This is a genomic window from Bacteroides difficilis (assembly GCF_048319815.1).
Classification (GTDB): domain Bacteria; phylum Bacteroidota; class Bacteroidia; order Bacteroidales; family Bacteroidaceae; genus Bacteroides; species Bacteroides zhangwenhongii.
In genome coordinates, this window is sequence record NZ_CP182814.1 from 1,694,018 (window position 1) to 1,709,405 (window position 15,388).

The 15,388-nt window shown below is 41.3% G+C and carries 8 protein-coding genes; 2 read left to right on the forward strand and 6 right to left on the reverse strand.

What is annotated here, in order from left to right:
• Window positions 1–38: 38 nt before the first annotated feature.
• The 3 genes from ACNOGP_RS06200 to ACNOGP_RS06210 form a co-directional block, all read right to left on the reverse strand.
• A complete protein-coding gene (locus ACNOGP_RS06200; protein ID WP_418214342.1) occupies window positions 39–1,766 on the reverse strand; it encodes a TonB-dependent receptor in 1,728 nt (575 codons plus the stop codon).
• Between the two features lie 28 nt (window positions 1,767–1,794).
• The gene (locus tag ACNOGP_RS06205; RefSeq protein WP_418214343.1) at window positions 1,795–4,812 is read right to left on the reverse strand and encodes a tetratricopeptide repeat protein; all 3,018 of its coding nucleotides are present in this window, start codon (window positions 4,810–4,812) and stop codon (window positions 1,795–1,797) included.
• 70 nt (window positions 4,813–4,882) lie between these two features.
• Complete coding sequence (locus ACNOGP_RS06210; protein ID WP_418214344.1) at window positions 4,883–5,404, reverse strand: NUDIX domain-containing protein; 522 nt, start codon at window positions 5,402–5,404, stop codon at window positions 4,883–4,885.
• Between the two features lie 211 nt (window positions 5,405–5,615).
• Here ACNOGP_RS06210 and ahpC point away from each other — a divergent pair, with 211 nt between their 5' ends.
• A complete protein-coding gene (ahpC, locus tag ACNOGP_RS06215; RefSeq protein WP_004307892.1) occupies window positions 5,616–6,182 on the forward strand; it encodes an alkyl hydroperoxide reductase subunit C in 567 nt (188 codons plus the stop codon).
• A gap of 12 nt (window positions 6,183–6,194) precedes the next feature.
• The gene (gene ahpF / locus ACNOGP_RS06220; RefSeq protein ID WP_418214345.1) at window positions 6,195–7,745 is read left to right on the forward strand and encodes an alkyl hydroperoxide reductase subunit F; all 1,551 of its coding nucleotides are present in this window, start codon (window positions 6,195–6,197) and stop codon (window positions 7,743–7,745) included.
• A gap of 167 nt (window positions 7,746–7,912) precedes the next feature.
• Here the strand turns inward: ahpF and ACNOGP_RS06225 are convergent, their stop codons facing one another.
• The 3 genes from ACNOGP_RS06225 to ACNOGP_RS06235 all read right to left on the reverse strand — a co-directional run bounded on the left by ACNOGP_RS06225 (window position 7,913) and on the right by ACNOGP_RS06235 (window position 15,323).
• Window positions 7,913–10,429: a glycosyl hydrolase family 95 catalytic domain-containing protein gene (locus tag ACNOGP_RS06225; protein WP_418214346.1), complete on the reverse strand. Its 2,517-nt coding sequence runs from the start codon at window positions 10,427–10,429 to the stop codon at window positions 7,913–7,915.
• Between the two features lie 50 nt (window positions 10,430–10,479).
• The gene (locus tag ACNOGP_RS06230; protein WP_258977350.1) at window positions 10,480–11,187 is read right to left on the reverse strand and encodes a hypothetical protein; all 708 of its coding nucleotides are present in this window, start codon (window positions 11,185–11,187) and stop codon (window positions 10,480–10,482) included.
• Window positions 11,188–11,375: 188 nt separating this feature from the next.
• Entirely contained in the window at window positions 11,376–15,323 is a 3,948-nt protein-coding gene (locus ACNOGP_RS06235) for a hybrid sensor histidine kinase/response regulator transcription factor (protein WP_118299412.1), read from the reverse strand.
• Between the last annotated feature and the right edge of the window lie 65 nt (window positions 15,324–15,388).

The window sequence follows — 15,388 nt, forward strand, 5'->3', positions numbered from 1 at the left end:
GTATTCATATAAGTAGGAATACCCCCTTTTTCTTTATCTTAGAACCGGAAACTCAGTCCTCCTAAGAAGTTGAATCCTTCGGCGGGATAGCCCAAATAATATTGATATTTCTTGTTCAGCAGGTTATGTACTTGCGCATAAACGGATACTCCTTTGAATACATTATAGCTGGCTCCGATATGCAGATCGCTAATATCTGACATATTGAAAGATGTTGCTTCCTTCTTGCGGCTGATGTAATCAAAACCGGCATTCAGTTGGAGTGCAGAGGTGGGATGTACGTTGAGAGAGATGGATGCTTCATTTTCAGGCTTTACGGCAAGTAGATATTCGTTATTGTCACTGTTCCAGTTGCGGTATATGTAATGGGCGGACAGGGACAGTACATCTTTGTAGTCATAAGTTAATTTTATGCCGGCATAGACATTATCGGTGTGTATTTGTGTGAAAGCGAGCATGGTACTTACTGTTCCGATGCTTGTATCGGACAAGCTTGAATAGGAGTAAAGCAAGTCATTCTTTAAATTCTGGTATCCACCGAACAGTTGGAACCATATACCTGGATAGGGGCTGGCTTTCAGTCCTAGACTAGCGTTCAGTTGTTCATACATGTCATAAGGACGGCGGTTGCTTGATTCGGCAGATGTTGTTGAAAAGTAAGAGTCTCCGTATGGACAAAGGCTTTCCAGCCTTCGGAAATCATTCAGTTTCTTACCGCCAGTTGCTTTTGCATAAACAATGTAACTATCCGAGAATATGTATTGTGCAGTGACATCCGGTGAAATACGGAATGACTTGTCAAATCCGAAAGATAAATCTACATTGGCTCCGATGTGTAATTTCCAATCGTCATTATTCAATTCATAATATGGATTCACAAGTAGAGTCGTATAGTTCTTGAAATATTCATCTCCCGTAGATGGGTTCTTAGTGTATCCACTGTATAAAAGATTATTCATTTCCAGAGCGATAGTAACGGATTGTTGATCGTTGATGGCTCCTGTGACATCACCTTTGGTGCGTATGATTGTTTCCTTGATGGCTGTATTTGCATCATTTTCACTGATCATATTGTGTTGGCGTTCGTACATCAACAGGTTCGTTTCTGCATTGAAACGCAGTGGTGCAGTCTCATCAATGAAATGAATACCCGCATGGAAGTCACCGGAGGTGAATTTCTGCTTGCTGTTGACGCTTCCCGGCAGGAAGTTGAAGTTGCTTAGCCCGAAGTTTCCAGCAATATTCAAGTCTAATTTATTGAACTGGTGCGTATAATCCACATTGGCACGTGTGCGGTAGTAAAAAGCATTCCATTTTTCGCCGTCTGTGTAAGGGAGAGTCAACTTCCCATCCATACCGTCCATTTGAAAACGTACATTCAGCTTGTCTTTCTTCGACAGACGGAATAGATAATTGGCGAGGATGTCCAGATTGCCTAAATTGCCGTAACCGGCACGTACATATCCGGGGGCGCTTCCGGGTTGTATTTCTTTTCCGGTATAAGGATTCATCAACCCTGCCGGAACGGAAGTTGCCGGAAAAAATGTAGTGGCATATTCCACTTCTTTTTTGCTGACAGTCGGTTCTTCGACTTTAGGCAGGACGTTCACTTTGGAAGCATCCATGATGTCCGGATTGTATTCTTGTTCCACAACGACGGTACGATTCATGGTCGTATCTTTCGGCTGTGTCGTTTGGGCTAGGAGATGGGATGGCATGGAGATTGCCAATGTGATTCCACCTATTATATAAAGAGATCGTTTCATTTTAGTTTTATATTTTAGTTCTCAACTTTCAATTTTTAACTTTCAATTTGCTCAGTCTGCTTTCGATCATAGTTGCGATGTCATCGTTGCCTTGATAATTCTGTTGCAGGCTCAACAGGTATTGGCGTGCATCCAAGTCTTTGCCCATGGCGGCATATACATCGGACAAAAGGACAAAACTGCGTGCCAGCCAATAAGCGTGTGGTGTACTTTGCTCTATGTAGTTGAGAAGTTCTTTCTCGGCGGCGTTGTATTCTTTTGCATCGTAAAGCGATTGTGCCACCAGATATTTGGCTTCAGCTCCATATGCATTACGCGTATCTTTGGCTAACTCACGCAAATCATCCACAGCTTTTTTATCGGCTTTCTGCTTGATATATGCTTTGGCGCGATAATAAAGGGCTTCGTTTCTTAGCTCCGGACTAAGTTTGGCTTCTGCCAGCAAGTCGGTAGCGGCATGAATTGTTTCGATGTCGTCTCTCAGCAGAAAAGCGCAACGAAGTACTCCGGTTTCAGCAAGCTGGCGGCGTTCCACATTAGTTGCTTTCTCTTTCAGCATTTTATAGCTGGTCAAAGCGTCTGCAGTCTGTTGCTGATTGAACTGTACTTCGGCACGAAGAATAAGAGCTTCTTCTGCAAACGGATTGTTGGGGTATTCCAATAGCTTCCCGGAATGGAGAAGAATCATATCATAGTTCTTCTGTTCGCTTCCGATCAGGCAAAGATAGTAATGTGCGTTCAAGCTGAAAGCTCCTTCCGGGAAAGTCTGCAAGTATTTGTTGAAACTTGTTTTTGCTTCTTCCAGTCGTCCCCGCATATAGATTTTTTCTGCGGCAGTATATGTCAGAGAGTCCTGTTCATTGGCGTCGAAGCGGATATGTCCCGGCATGGCATTGGCAAGAGCAGCAAATTCATCGATGCGGTTGAGATCTACATAGATCGATTTTAGATCGCGCATAGCCATCCGGGCTTCTTCACTGCCCGGATATTTTTCGATAACTTGTTTATAGGCTTCGATTGCCTGGTTGTAATCATCCTTTTGATAATACAGCAAACCGATTTCTGCAGCGGCTTTTCTGCTGACAGGGCTTTCCGGATATTTGTTCATTAGTTCTTTAAAGGAAGTAATAGCCTGGTTATTGTTATCCATCAGCACATACGACCGTCCTTTTTCATAAATGGCATTCACAGCGTATGGAGAAGCCGGATATTTTCCTACCAGGCGATTCAGTAGGGTGATTTTGCCGGAATAATCTTTCTGTAGACCGGACACAAGAGCCAATTGATAGAAAGAATAGTCTCCGGAGAGAGTATTCATTTGTTCGGCTTGTGAATAATAATGCTTGGCCTCTTCGAAATTGCGTACGTGTAGGTAACAGTCGCCGACACGGTTATAGGCATCGGCAAGTGCGGTTGTATTTTCTCCTTTCTCCAGGCGGATATATTTTTGGAAGTAGTGACTTGCCTGGGAATAATCTTTTCGGTGGAAAGCGATGTATCCTAAATTGTAATTGGCAAGTGCATACGTTTCGTTGTTGGGTTGGGTTGTCAGTTGCAGATATGCATTGAAGTCACGTGCGGCTTCCGTCATACGGTTGAGGCGATAGTAGGATTCTCCGCACCAATAATACGCGTCTGCTTTCGTCTGACGGTTGTATTGTCCGATAGCTATGGATTGATTCAGGTATTTCAAGGCTTGTTCAAAGTTGGCATTGGCGAAGGACTGTGTACCTAACTGAAACAATATTTTCTGTTTGGCTTCCAATATTTGCGCACTTGGCTTGGCTATCCGGTCGATGGATTTCAGGGCTGCATCATAACTGCGGGTATTCATGTAAACTTCTACCAAATAGCTGCTGACTTTTTCAGCGTAAGGAGAAGTCGGGAATTCATTCAGGAACTTCTCGAAGGCAGTGACGGATTCGCCGAAAGCGGAGAAGGAAGTTTCATGCAGGCAAAGAGCGTAATTGTAGGCTGCCTGTTCCTTGATTTGCATGTTAGCATTGGAGGCGGCTGCTTGTTCGAAAGCCATACGGGCTTTGTTTTTTTCTGCCAGTTGCAGATAGGAAAGCCCCATATGGAGGTAGGCGTTTTGTGTGAGGGCATCGTTGGTTGTTGTCACTTTACCTAATGTTTCGGCTGCTTTGGAATAGACTTTTGTCTGATAATAAGAAAGTCCCAACATATAAAGTGCATCACGACGAGGTGCTGAGTGATCTTTATCAAGATATTCGTTAAATGATTCTACTGCTTGGTGATATTGTCCGAAGTGGTAGTAGGCATCTCCCAGAATGCGGTACATTTCTGCAGCATGTTCGTTGTTTGGATAAGCTGATAAATAATTCTGAGCTACAATCTGTGCCTTATCATAATTTTTTAGCTGTGCATAAATTTCGGCAATGTAGTAGGGGACAAGTGCCTTGTACTTCGAATCGTCCTGTAACGGCAGGAAGCCTTTCAGTGCTTCGTTATAGCGTTTTTGCGTATAGCGGATATAAGAGAGATAATAATCACAGTCTTTGGTATATTTGGGACTGTTGGCGCGCAATGTTTCAAACCAAATTGCGGCTTCTCGTAGATTATCGGTTTTCAGATAACAGGTAGCCAATTGGTAAGTGCAGTCATCCCGTTCCTCGTTACCCAGTAGACCGAGGTCGGCAGAGTTGAAGAGCGCCAGTGCTTCGTCGTATTTTCCTTCATAGAAATAGCAGGAGGCCAATAGCGCATAAATACGATTGGCGTAAGGAGTGTCAGGATAGCGGTCGAGATACTTGCGCAGGATTTCGATCCGGTTCTTGTCTTTCAGTTCATAAGCGGAACAGGCCAGCATGTATTCTGCGTCTTGAAGAAGGCTGGCGGCAGGCTTTTGTTTTACAAATGCTTTCAGTGCCGGCAGGGCGGCTGCATAATTTTTTTCCTGGAAAAGTTCTTTCCCTTCTTTATAAAGGTTGTCGGTCGAAGTGAATTTATCACTTGTCTGGGCAAATCCTATAATAGGTGTGCAGCAGATAGCCGCACAAATGAGTCTAGTAATTTCTTTTTTCATAATCGGGTGTTTATGCAAAAGTACAGAATGAAAGGGGATATGTTTCTGTAGTTTGTTATATTTTAACGAATTATCTGCCAGATAAGAACTTTTTAAGTCCTCGCCGGATAGAATCCAACCCAAAATCTTCCGGATGAATCTCGGAGAGAGGTAGGAAGAAAGAATCTGCTACATCATCCATGGCGGAGAAATGGTTCATGTCTTCTACAGTGCAGAGGAAAAACATATCGAGTGTGTGTACAGGAAAACCTGAATAAATATAAATATTGGGAAGTGTGAACTGGTAAACGGCTTTTTTAACTTTCAGCCCTGTTTCTTCCAGTACTTCGCGGGCAACACCTTCTTCGCCTGTTTCATTCATATCGATGAATCCGCCGGGTAGGTCGAGAGTCCCTTTGGCTGGCTCTTTGGCACGTCGGCAGACAAGCAGTTCACTTTTCTCATTCAAGATGAGTGCTACTGTAGCAGCAGAAGGATTGAAATAATAGACAAAGCCGCAATCTGCACATTTTTTAGATTTCTCGTTGTTGACCTCAAAATGAGAGGAACCACATTCAGGGCAATATAGGAACTGGGCAAGAGGATGTTTCATGATCGTGTATACTTTCAGTTTTTTATTTATGCATGCAAAGTTATAAAATGCTTTTATTAATTTCATCTATCATAGCATAGAAATATTCGATTGGACTTTTTTTGCAAAGGCGGGGGTTCTGCCTTTATCTTTGCATCAGAAACAAAAAACAAAACATTGTTTCTGATGTTATAAGTCAAATCAATTAATAACAATAAAAGCAATAAAGATTATGGAACCAATTTTAAATTCTCAACTTCCTGAATTCAGTGTTCAGGCTTTTCACAACGGAGCTTTCAAGACTGTAACCAACAATGACCTGAAAGGTAAATGGGCGATTCTTTTCTTCTATCCCGCTGACTTTACTTTCGTATGTCCTACTGAATTGGTGGATATGGCTGAAAAGTACGATCAGTTCAAGGCAATGGGTGTAGAAATCTATTCGGTAAGTACTGACTCTCATTTCGTGCACAAAGCTTGGCATGATGCTTCTGAAAGCATTCGCAAGATTCAATACCCGATGTTGGCAGACCCGACTGGCGCTTTGAGCCGTGCACTGGGTGTATATATCGAAGAAGAAGGTATGGCTTATCGCGGTACATTCGTTGTCAATCCGGAAGGAAAGATTAAAGTGGTGGAACTGAATGATAACAATATTGGCCGTGATGCAAGTGAATTGCTTCGTAAAGTGGAAGCTGCACAGTTTGTAGCCAGCCATGACGGAGAAGTTTGCCCGGCTAAATGGAAGAAGGGTGAGTCTACCTTGAAACCAAGCATCGACCTGGTAGGTAAGATTTAGCCCCCAAAAGATATGTTAGAATCTGCATTAAAAGAACAATTAAAGGGTATTTTTGCTGGGCTGGAGGCAAACTTTACTTTTGATATATCCGTATCATCCAGCCACGAAAACAAAACAGAATTATTGGAGCTGCTGGGAGATGTAGCGGATTGTTCCAATCATATCACTTGTGTAGTGAATGAGGGAGACGCATTGAAGTTTACTTTACTGAAGAATGGCGACCGCACCGGAATTACATTCCGGGGTATTCCTAACGGACATGAATTCACGTCATTGCTTTTGGCTATCCTGAATCTGGATGGCAAAGGAAAGAACTTTCCTGATGAGGCTGTTTGCAACCGTGTGAAAGCACTGAAAGGTCCGATACATCTGACCACTTATGTTTCGTTGACTTGTACGAATTGCCCTGACGTAGTGCAGGCTCTGAATGCAATGACTACTTTGAATCCGGCTATTACGCATGAAATGGTAGACGGTGCGCTTTATCAGGATGAAGTAGATGCACTGAAGATACAAGGAGTGCCCTCTGTCTTTGCAGACGGAAAATTACTTCATGTAGGCCGTGGTGAATTTGGCGAATTGCTTGCCAAGTTGGAAGAACAATATGGTATTGACGAAACCAAAGCGAATGCAGAGGTGAAAGAATATGATGTGATTGTAGCCGGTGGAGGACCTGCAGGAGTATCGGCGGCTATTTATTCTGCCCGTAAAGGACTCCGTGTAGCTATCGTGGCCGAGCGTATTGGCGGACAGGTGAAAGAAACGGTGGGTATTGAGAATTTAATTTCTGTTCCGGAAACGACAGGAAATGAACTTGCCGATAATCTGAAAACACATCTCTTACGCTATCCGGTGGATTTACTGGAGCATCGTAAAGTAGAAAAAGTAGAAGTGGTTGGAAAACAGAAGCAGATCACGACCTCTGTTGGTGAGAAATTCCTGACTCCGGCGCTGATTATTGCAACTGGTGCAAGCTGGCGTAAACTGAATGTTCCGGGAGAAGCCGAATATATAGGTCGTGGTGTCGCTTTCTGTCCTCATTGCGATGGTCCGTTTTATAAAGGAAAGCATGTAGCAGTAGTAGGTGGAGGAAATTCAGGTATTGAGGCAGCCATTGACTTGGCCGGTATCTGCTCCAAAGTGACTGTTTTTGAATTTATGGATGAGTTGAAAGCAGACAGTGTACTTCAAGAGCGACTTAAATCATTGCCGAATGTGGAAGTGTTTGTAAGTTCACAGACTACGGAAGTGATAGGGAATGGTGATAAACTGACTGCCCTGCGCATCAAAGACCGCAAAACGGAAGAAGAACGTTTGGTGGAATTGGATGGTGTATTTGTACAGATCGGGCTTTCTGCGAATAGCAGTGTATTCCGCGACATAGTGGAAACCAACCGTCCGGGTGAAATCATGATTGATGCACATTGCCGTACGAATGTGACGGGTATCTATGCAGCCGGAGATGTTTCTACGGTTCCTTATAAGCAAATTATTATCTCTATGGGCGAAGGGGCGAAAGCTGCGCTTTCTGCATTTGACGATAGAGTGAGAGGGATTATCTGATTGATATATTCAGATATAAAAAGCACATAAACAAAACATTAGCAAGAGGAGAAATGACTCCTCTAAAAAACACCCTCGTTACAGATTTGTAGCGAGGGCTATTTTACATTTAGAGAGCATGACGTTCTCTTTGAATGGCAGTGAAAGACCTGTTCATTTGATGTGGGCTAATGTTGGATGGGATTGTCATTCCATCCGCTATTTTTACCTAAAGTACGCTGTTTCCAATATTTTACCTTGCTATTAGGAGTTCCGGAATAAACAGTTGGGACATTTACTTCTTTATCACTGTTGAGCTTAACAATATATTCTCCGTCTGTGATTGTGGTAAACGTAATCACATTATTCTTCTCAATTTTATATTTTACTTTGTTTTTATCATTGACTGATATCACCACAATATCATTAACCGGCCATGGGTTTTGAACTCTGCAGATATTTCCTTTCAGACTTTTTATTCCTATCTGGGTTACTTTGGTTTGTTCATCTCTTTCGGACGACACAATGAATGCTCCTCTTGCCAGTAAGGTGAAAGCTATTCGTGTTGTATCCCATGCTGCTGGTATTGCAGGAAATACTCTGATTTTGTCTTCATTGCTTTGGAGCATCATCTCATTCATTGCTGTACTATAATTGCTTATAGGCTCCATTCCACATTGGAAGAAATCATGCGAACGGATAGTGTAAATATGCCCCAACAAGTCGTGAACGGATTGGAGGTCATAAATATTATCCGGATATCCGGTGACATTGTGCATCAGTCCTTGTGGATACATTTGATGGATATTCACTCCATTCATAAGGTATTTAAGAGCTTCGTCTCCAAGTCCCATTCGTGCTGCAATTTCCGGGAGAGGGTAGTGTGCATTTGCACTCTCACGACATTTCAGTAAATTGGTTATAGCTTTTCCCATGCGCGAATCTTTATCATCAATGCCAATCAGACCTGTTGGAAAGGCACTTGAGCCGGCACTCGCCCACATCCAGGGAGAGTATCGTAACTCTGTATAGTATTCTTCCCCCGGAGCGATAACTTCTCCACATGATTCAAACGGCTCGTAAGAAATCTTCCATAAGTGATTCAATACGTGTTTCCATTGGGCAATTTTATCTTTGTCCGTCTTTAATAGAGTGGCTGCTTTGATACAATTTCTGAAAAGCTGTTCGATGCAATTCCTGTCACTAATCGTATTCTTTGCATAGCTGATATCTGCTGACTCATATAAAGAAGAAAGAAAATAGAACTCTTTCTTTTCTGCATCCCATTGTAATTTATCGAGATAGAAATTAGCAGCCTTTTTCATGAAAACGTATGCTTTGCTTTTCAGAAAGTCTTTGTCTCCGGTGAACGCATAGTAATCCCAAAAGAGAGAAGCTATTTGTGAAGCAGGAGTAAAGTTGTTTCTCATATCTTCACGGTCTTTCCCTGTCTGCTCTCCGGTGAAACAATGGGCTTCAGTGATAAGTAATGCATCATCTGATGCTCCATATTCTTTTGCGAGCGTTTCTCCCGATGGAATCATCTTGAAGTATGTGTTGAGATACGGAGCCATTAGTTGACAGTCATTCTGCGCACATAATCCCCAGTATTGCTGTTGTGTATTCCAATGATGAGGAGTTACCCAATTCATGACATCGCGATTCCAACGCCACAATCCTCCATTGAATGCAACAGGAAATTCTCCTTGCGAACCGGCAGCCATCAGGTATCTGCGCAGATAATAGATGTTTTCAAGATAATCGTCTCCTAATTTCATGAAAGCATTAGACCAGAAATTTTTGTACCAATTATCTTTATCTGCCTTTAATTGTTCAATGCCATCTGTTTCCGCTTCATCAAGTAATCTTCGGGCAGCTTCTACAGGAGCCTTATTCTCACGATCTGTCACTACACTAATCAGGACTGTGAACTTGTTTTTAACCGTTTTCTGTTCCATGCGATGTGAATTGATAATCACAGGCGAAGCCGGTTCTTTTATGATTCTGCACGCTACGGCGAAATGCAGTCCGTCGCCATTTTCTTCAATAATCATATCATTGCCGTTGAGTAATGACTGGGTTTTGCCTATGCCTATCTTTGGATCTTTGGGAAATCGTCCGGCATACCATCCGGAGAAAGAACGACTGCCGAGCCTTTCGAGTGAAACGGTTGCTTTCTGTTCAGCTCCTGTTAGCTCTTCATTGGGCAGGTTTTCACATTCCAGTATCCATACGTTTCGATCATGAGCCAGCCAGGTCCGGATAGTGGTTGTCGAATAAGGAGTGGCGGCTTTATAAGTCGTTTCACCTTTCTGTAATGATAATCGTCCCTCAAAGTTCTTCAAGTGTATCCAGCTAAAAACAGGAATACCGAAATCTATCTTTAGACGCGCTGCATGCTTTAGGACGGATAGGTCGTTTTCTTCCTTATCTGGTTTGCTCCATAAATCGTTTTTGTTTATCTGGAGTTCAATACCATTGTCGTTGTTCCAGATCATGCCTCCTATGTTCCCGTTTCCCATAGGAAACCCCTCGGCTTCTAATTGAGTCGGAGAAAAATAAACGATATCATGTTTTGACAGATAACTTTCATCAACTTTGAAAGGAGAGGAGGACATATTAAGATATTTGTAGTCTGCTCTATCTTGCGCATTGAGACAAGTGCTCATGAATATCAGGAAAAGTGAAATGAACGTTGTTCTCATGGTATTAATTTTTTGGGGGCTTTTAAGAAATATGTGCTAAGCTCATTTATTTAGTCATGATATGTATATCTGACGAAATCAAACAATCCGGAATTTTCCTGCTGTGTCGGTCGGTCTCCAATAAATTTAAGATTCTCTACACTGCAAAAAATATGGAATGCAATGTCTTTTCCAAATTTCAGTTGAAGTTCATGTTTGGGCTCGTTGTCTATTAACCAGGTGATGTAATAGTTCCCATCTTTTAATGTCAGATCAATTTCGAACAGATGCCATCCGGTCTTAATTACTACAGGAACAGAAGAAAAAGGATATGCCTGCGATGTCATATAAGCAATCATTTCGTCCGGAGCGGCATTTAATTCCCTGCGAACTGTGTCTTTGCCATATCCGACTTCAAAATCCAATTCATGTTGGTCGTCATGGTATATCCACGAACCTACGCTGCATTGATCTCCTATTCCCATTTGTGGGATATGAGTGCGCCAGGTATATCTTCCTGTTGTATAAATCCGTTCTACAGTGCGAACCTTTTTCCGGTCCACTGAATTAGCCCGGGTAAAAATCCGTAAGTAACCATTCTCTAATATGCATTGATTATCCGGGTTGTCATCCTGATGTCCATATTCCCATCCATCCAGATTATTGAAGTTCCATTCTTTGTTTGGCGGATTTTTAGTACTGATTTCATTGGTCTGTTGCTGTGCAAAACAAACGCTGCAAATGCATATGAATGACAGAGTCAAATAGCAGTTTCTCATAATAATTGAATTTAAGTGTATTCGTTTTCTTTAAATTGCTTCGTTGCAAAAGTAGTCGAATACCCTATTCTGCTCATCAGATTTTAGTCATTTCAAATCATGAAACGTCCAAATCTGCACTGGAAATCCTAATCGCTCTGTCCCGGAAAGTATAATTTCTATATAAATGATAAACTAAAGTGCTGAATCTACTCTGATTGTTGTTGGGTAGAACCGTGTTGCGCTCTGAATTGAGAAGGAGTCATTCCTTTCATTTCTTTAAATAACGTACTGAAATATCGTTGATAAGTGAAACCTACCTGCTCTGATATTTCAGTAATGCTCATGTCAGACTGAGTTAAAAGAATGATTGCTTTGTCGATTCTTCTACGATTGATATAATCGTTTGCTCCCATGCCGGTCAGTTCCTTGATCTTATTATATAAGGATGTCCGGCTCATTGCCATTTGAGCAGTCAGGAATTTCACATCCAAATCTGGTTGAGACAGATTCTGATCGATCATTTCATTCAATTTAATCATAAATTGTTCATCTGCATTGCTGAAAGTAGCCTCTTGCGGAGACAGAATGAATTGATTGCCCCTGTATCTAGACTTAATATATTCACGGTTTCTCATCTGATTCTGGATCACGCTGAGGAGCATTTCCATTTCAAATGGTTTGGGTAAATAGGCATCAGCTCCTAATTTGTATCCTAACATCTGGCTTTCAGAATCGGCTCTGGCGGTAAGCAGGATGACAGGGATATGGCTAATATTCAGATTCTCTTTAATTTCCTTGCATAGCTGATAGCCATTCATTTGTGGCATCATTACATCACTTACTATAATGTCCGGTTGCTGTTGCTTAATAACTTCCAGTGCTACCAGTCCATTTTCTGCCTGATAGATCTTCTTGAATTTATCCTTAAGGGCACTTTTTAAGAATTCCCTTAAGTCCTGTTTGTCTTCTACAATCAACAGCGAATATCCTTGTAGAGAGAAAGAACCGGATTCTATTTTCTCTTCTTCCTCCGGAGAACTTAAAAGTTCGTTGAGGTAGGAATGTTGAGGACATGATACTTCCTGCTCTTGTAGATTAGCCGGTATTTCATAAAAGAATGTGGCCCCTCTGTCTTCATTATTGAAAGCCCCCATCCTGCCTCCATGCAGGTCAATCAACATTTTAGCATAAGATAAACCGATACCACTTCCTCCCTCATTATGTTTGCCTTGGTAGAAACGGGTAAAGAGTTTTTTTATATCTACGTTATCCAATCCGATTCCCTGGTCTTGTACGTGTACCTGTATACTTTCATTTGTACGGATTGTTTTTATGACGATACGAGTCTGATTGGGGCTATATTTCAAAGCATTCATAATCAGATTGGAAAGAACAACTCTGCATTTGGTGTCGTCATACGCGATATATTGTATGCTGTCGTCAAAGTCGTATGTAATTTCAATTTCTTTGGCCTTCGATGCAGTTTGAAATGTTTCTGCCACTTCCTGTATCCACTTGTGCAAAGGATGCGAAGAGATGTGTAGCACTTCCTGTCCTACCTCCATTTTGCGTGCATCAAGCACAATGTTGATAATATCTTTCATCTGATTGGCCTGCTTGAATGCACCCTGTAGATATTCTGGTAGCTCATCTTGCTTTACCTCTTTATTTAGAATTCGTTTCAGGGAAGCATAAATGAGTGTCAAAGGGGTACGTAGCTCATGGCTGATATTGATTAAGAAGCGTATTTTCTCTTCATATATCTTCTTCTCATGTTCCCGCATCTCACGTTTCAGCCGATTTTCTTTTTTTCTTATCAAACTAAAGAAGACTACTCCTGCAACTAGAAATGCAAAGAAAATGCATAGTATAATAAACCAGGTAGATTTCCACCAAGGAGGTGAGACCATAATAGTTAAGATCTCTGTCGGCTGGCTCCATTCACCGTTGGGGGTATCACAGGATACGCTGATGGTATATTCCCCTGATGCTAAGGTACCCAATTCGAGTGTCTGGAGATAACTCTCGATCACCATTTTGTCTTTTCCTGTGATGACATACCGGAAAAGGTGTTTTCGGAAGGAGTTCTTTTCGTCAGCAATCACTTTGATGTTGAACGATGAATGATTCCAGGGAATCGAAATACAGTTATTATTAACCTGTTTCAGAGTTGATTTACCATTTAGTTTTACTTCAAGTAGCTTGAGAATAGGAGACGAATTACTTTCGAAAATAATATCCGTATTAATGCGTACCAGTCCCATAGTGCCTCCCATATACAGATTGGGAGTACGAAGAGCAGGAATAGGGGTAAATATCAATTCGTTGGAAGGAACTCCATCGGATTCGTCCAGGATAACGAAACGTTTTTCGTTAATAATATACGCAAAGAACATATTTTGCGCTCCTATCCAGACTTTTCCTTTTTTATCATAGGCAAGGCTGGATACACTGTTGAACAAGTTGGTGTGTATCTTTTCTGTTTTTCCAGTCTGTTTATTGTAGAAGAGCAATCCGAAATTACTTCCTATCCAAAAGTTACCTTTATCATCTCGGCAGGCCGATGTGAAATCATCTCCCTCTTTCATGCTGACCAATGAGGACAGTTCGTTGGTTTTGAAGTTTAGTTTAAACAGGTTGTTGGTTCCCATTAGATACAGATGGGTATCGTCGGAATAAATAGCCTGCATAGCTATTTGGCGCTGAATGTCTATTTGGGGTGCATAGAGAATAGATGTTTGCCGGGTATGCTTGTTGTAGATATAGACTTTTGCTCCTAATATGTAAATGTTATCTTTTGTAGCATATAGGTTTACCAAGTCGCCGGATGAAAATTCTCTTTTCGAAATAGAGTCATTGATAATGGGAAAAGGTTGCATCTGTGCGGTTCTCTTATTAAAGGTATAGACCCCTTTATTGAAACATGATAATAAGAGCTCATTTTCAGAAAAATCTGTGATAGAGGTGACTTTCTCTCCGTATGTAGTAGGGTAATGATGAAATGTATTCGTTTTTTGGTCAAATGAGTTGATACCTCCTCCGTCTGTTCCAATCCAAAGCAATGTATCCTTATCTTCAAAGATGCTAACCACGATGCGTTCACTAACTCCATTGGGATTGTTCAGTGGAACATCTTTATAGGTTTTGATGAATACTTTCTTAATAGCGAATAATCCTCCGTGTATGCTGCCTATCCATATATTGTCCATTTGATCTTTATAGAGCCGGTAGATAGAGTTGTTCGGTAAGGATTGCTCATCATCGGAAATATGTTTAAGATAAGAGAACTTCATAGTCTGGAGGTCAAGTATGTTGATGCCTCCTCCGTCAGTGGCTATCCAAAGTTGATTATCTTTTTCAAGAAAATCAAAAATGATGTCGTTGTTGAGCTCGGAATTCCTGGTGGATAAACTGAAAAGTCTTTTCCCCTCTTTCGAGTAGCAGGCCATTCCTTTGCCATAGAATGATACCCAAAGCCGGTTTTGAGAGTCAACAAATATGGTGTTTATCTCGCGCTCTTTTACAAATGGACATCGATACATTTTCTTTTTAGCCAGATCATACATCCAAAGCCCATCTTTCTTACTGCTGGTTATCAGTATATTGGGACTCCACTGAAAGATGCGGTTGATACATTTCAACTTGTCTCCATCGATGTCGGGGAAGATCGTCGTAATACTTTTATCCGCCAGATTGTATTGGTATAAAGTTTCTTCTCCTCCAAACAGGAAATTGTCATCTATTTGAAGATAAGACCAAGCGGTAAATGGTTTTCCGTTATATTTCAATGGCTGAAATTGATTTTCTGCTTTATTGTAGATGGCAATTCCTTTATTGGTAGAAACGTATAAATCGCCGAAACGATCCTCTGTAATAAAACGAATGAAATTGTCGGGCAATGAGTTGGGCTGCTCCCGGTCATGAAAATAACTTTTCAGTTCAGATTGGTCATAACTATTTAACCCCCATTTGGTACCTATCCATATTACTCCTAAATGATCTCTGTAAATGCACTGCACTCTTGATTGTGACAATCCCTGTTCTAAAGAAATTTGTCTGAAGTAGTAGTCTTGTTGTTCAGCCTTTGTAGAAAGAACAAAGAATAATATCCAAATTAGGGAAGAATACCTCTTTAGTATGTGTGCTTTTGACATAGTTATGTTCTTTTGATATAGCAAATATAAAAGAAGTTATGAAACTGTACAATAGATTTCATCTT

Excerpts from the sequence above, each read along its gene's own strand:
- ACNOGP_RS06230 (WP_258977350.1), bottom strand. The coding sequence starts at position 11,187 with ATGAGAAACTGCTATTTGACTCTGTCATTCATATGCATTTGCAGCGTT.
- ahpF (WP_418214345.1), top strand. The coding sequence starts at position 6,195 with ATGTTAGAATCTGCATTAAAAGAACAATTAAAGGGTATTTTTGCTGGG.
- ACNOGP_RS06225 (WP_418214346.1), bottom strand. The coding sequence starts at position 10,429 with ATGAGAACAACGTTCATTTCACTTTTCCTGATATTCATGAGCACTTGT.
- ahpC (WP_004307892.1), top strand. The coding sequence starts at position 5,616 with ATGGAACCAATTTTAAATTCTCAACTTCCTGAATTCAGTGTTCAGGCT.
- ACNOGP_RS06235 (WP_118299412.1), bottom strand. The coding sequence starts at position 15,323 with ATGTCAAAAGCACACATACTAAAGAGGTATTCTTCCCTAATTTGGATA.
- ACNOGP_RS06210 (WP_418214344.1), bottom strand. The coding sequence starts at position 5,404 with ATGAAACATCCTCTTGCCCAGTTCCTATATTGCCCTGAATGTGGTTCC.
- ACNOGP_RS06205 (WP_418214343.1), bottom strand. The coding sequence starts at position 4,812 with ATGAAAAAAGAAATTACTAGACTCATTTGTGCGGCTATCTGCTGCACA.
- ACNOGP_RS06200 (WP_418214342.1), bottom strand. The coding sequence starts at position 1,766 with ATGAAACGATCTCTTTATATAATAGGTGGAATCACATTGGCAATCTCC.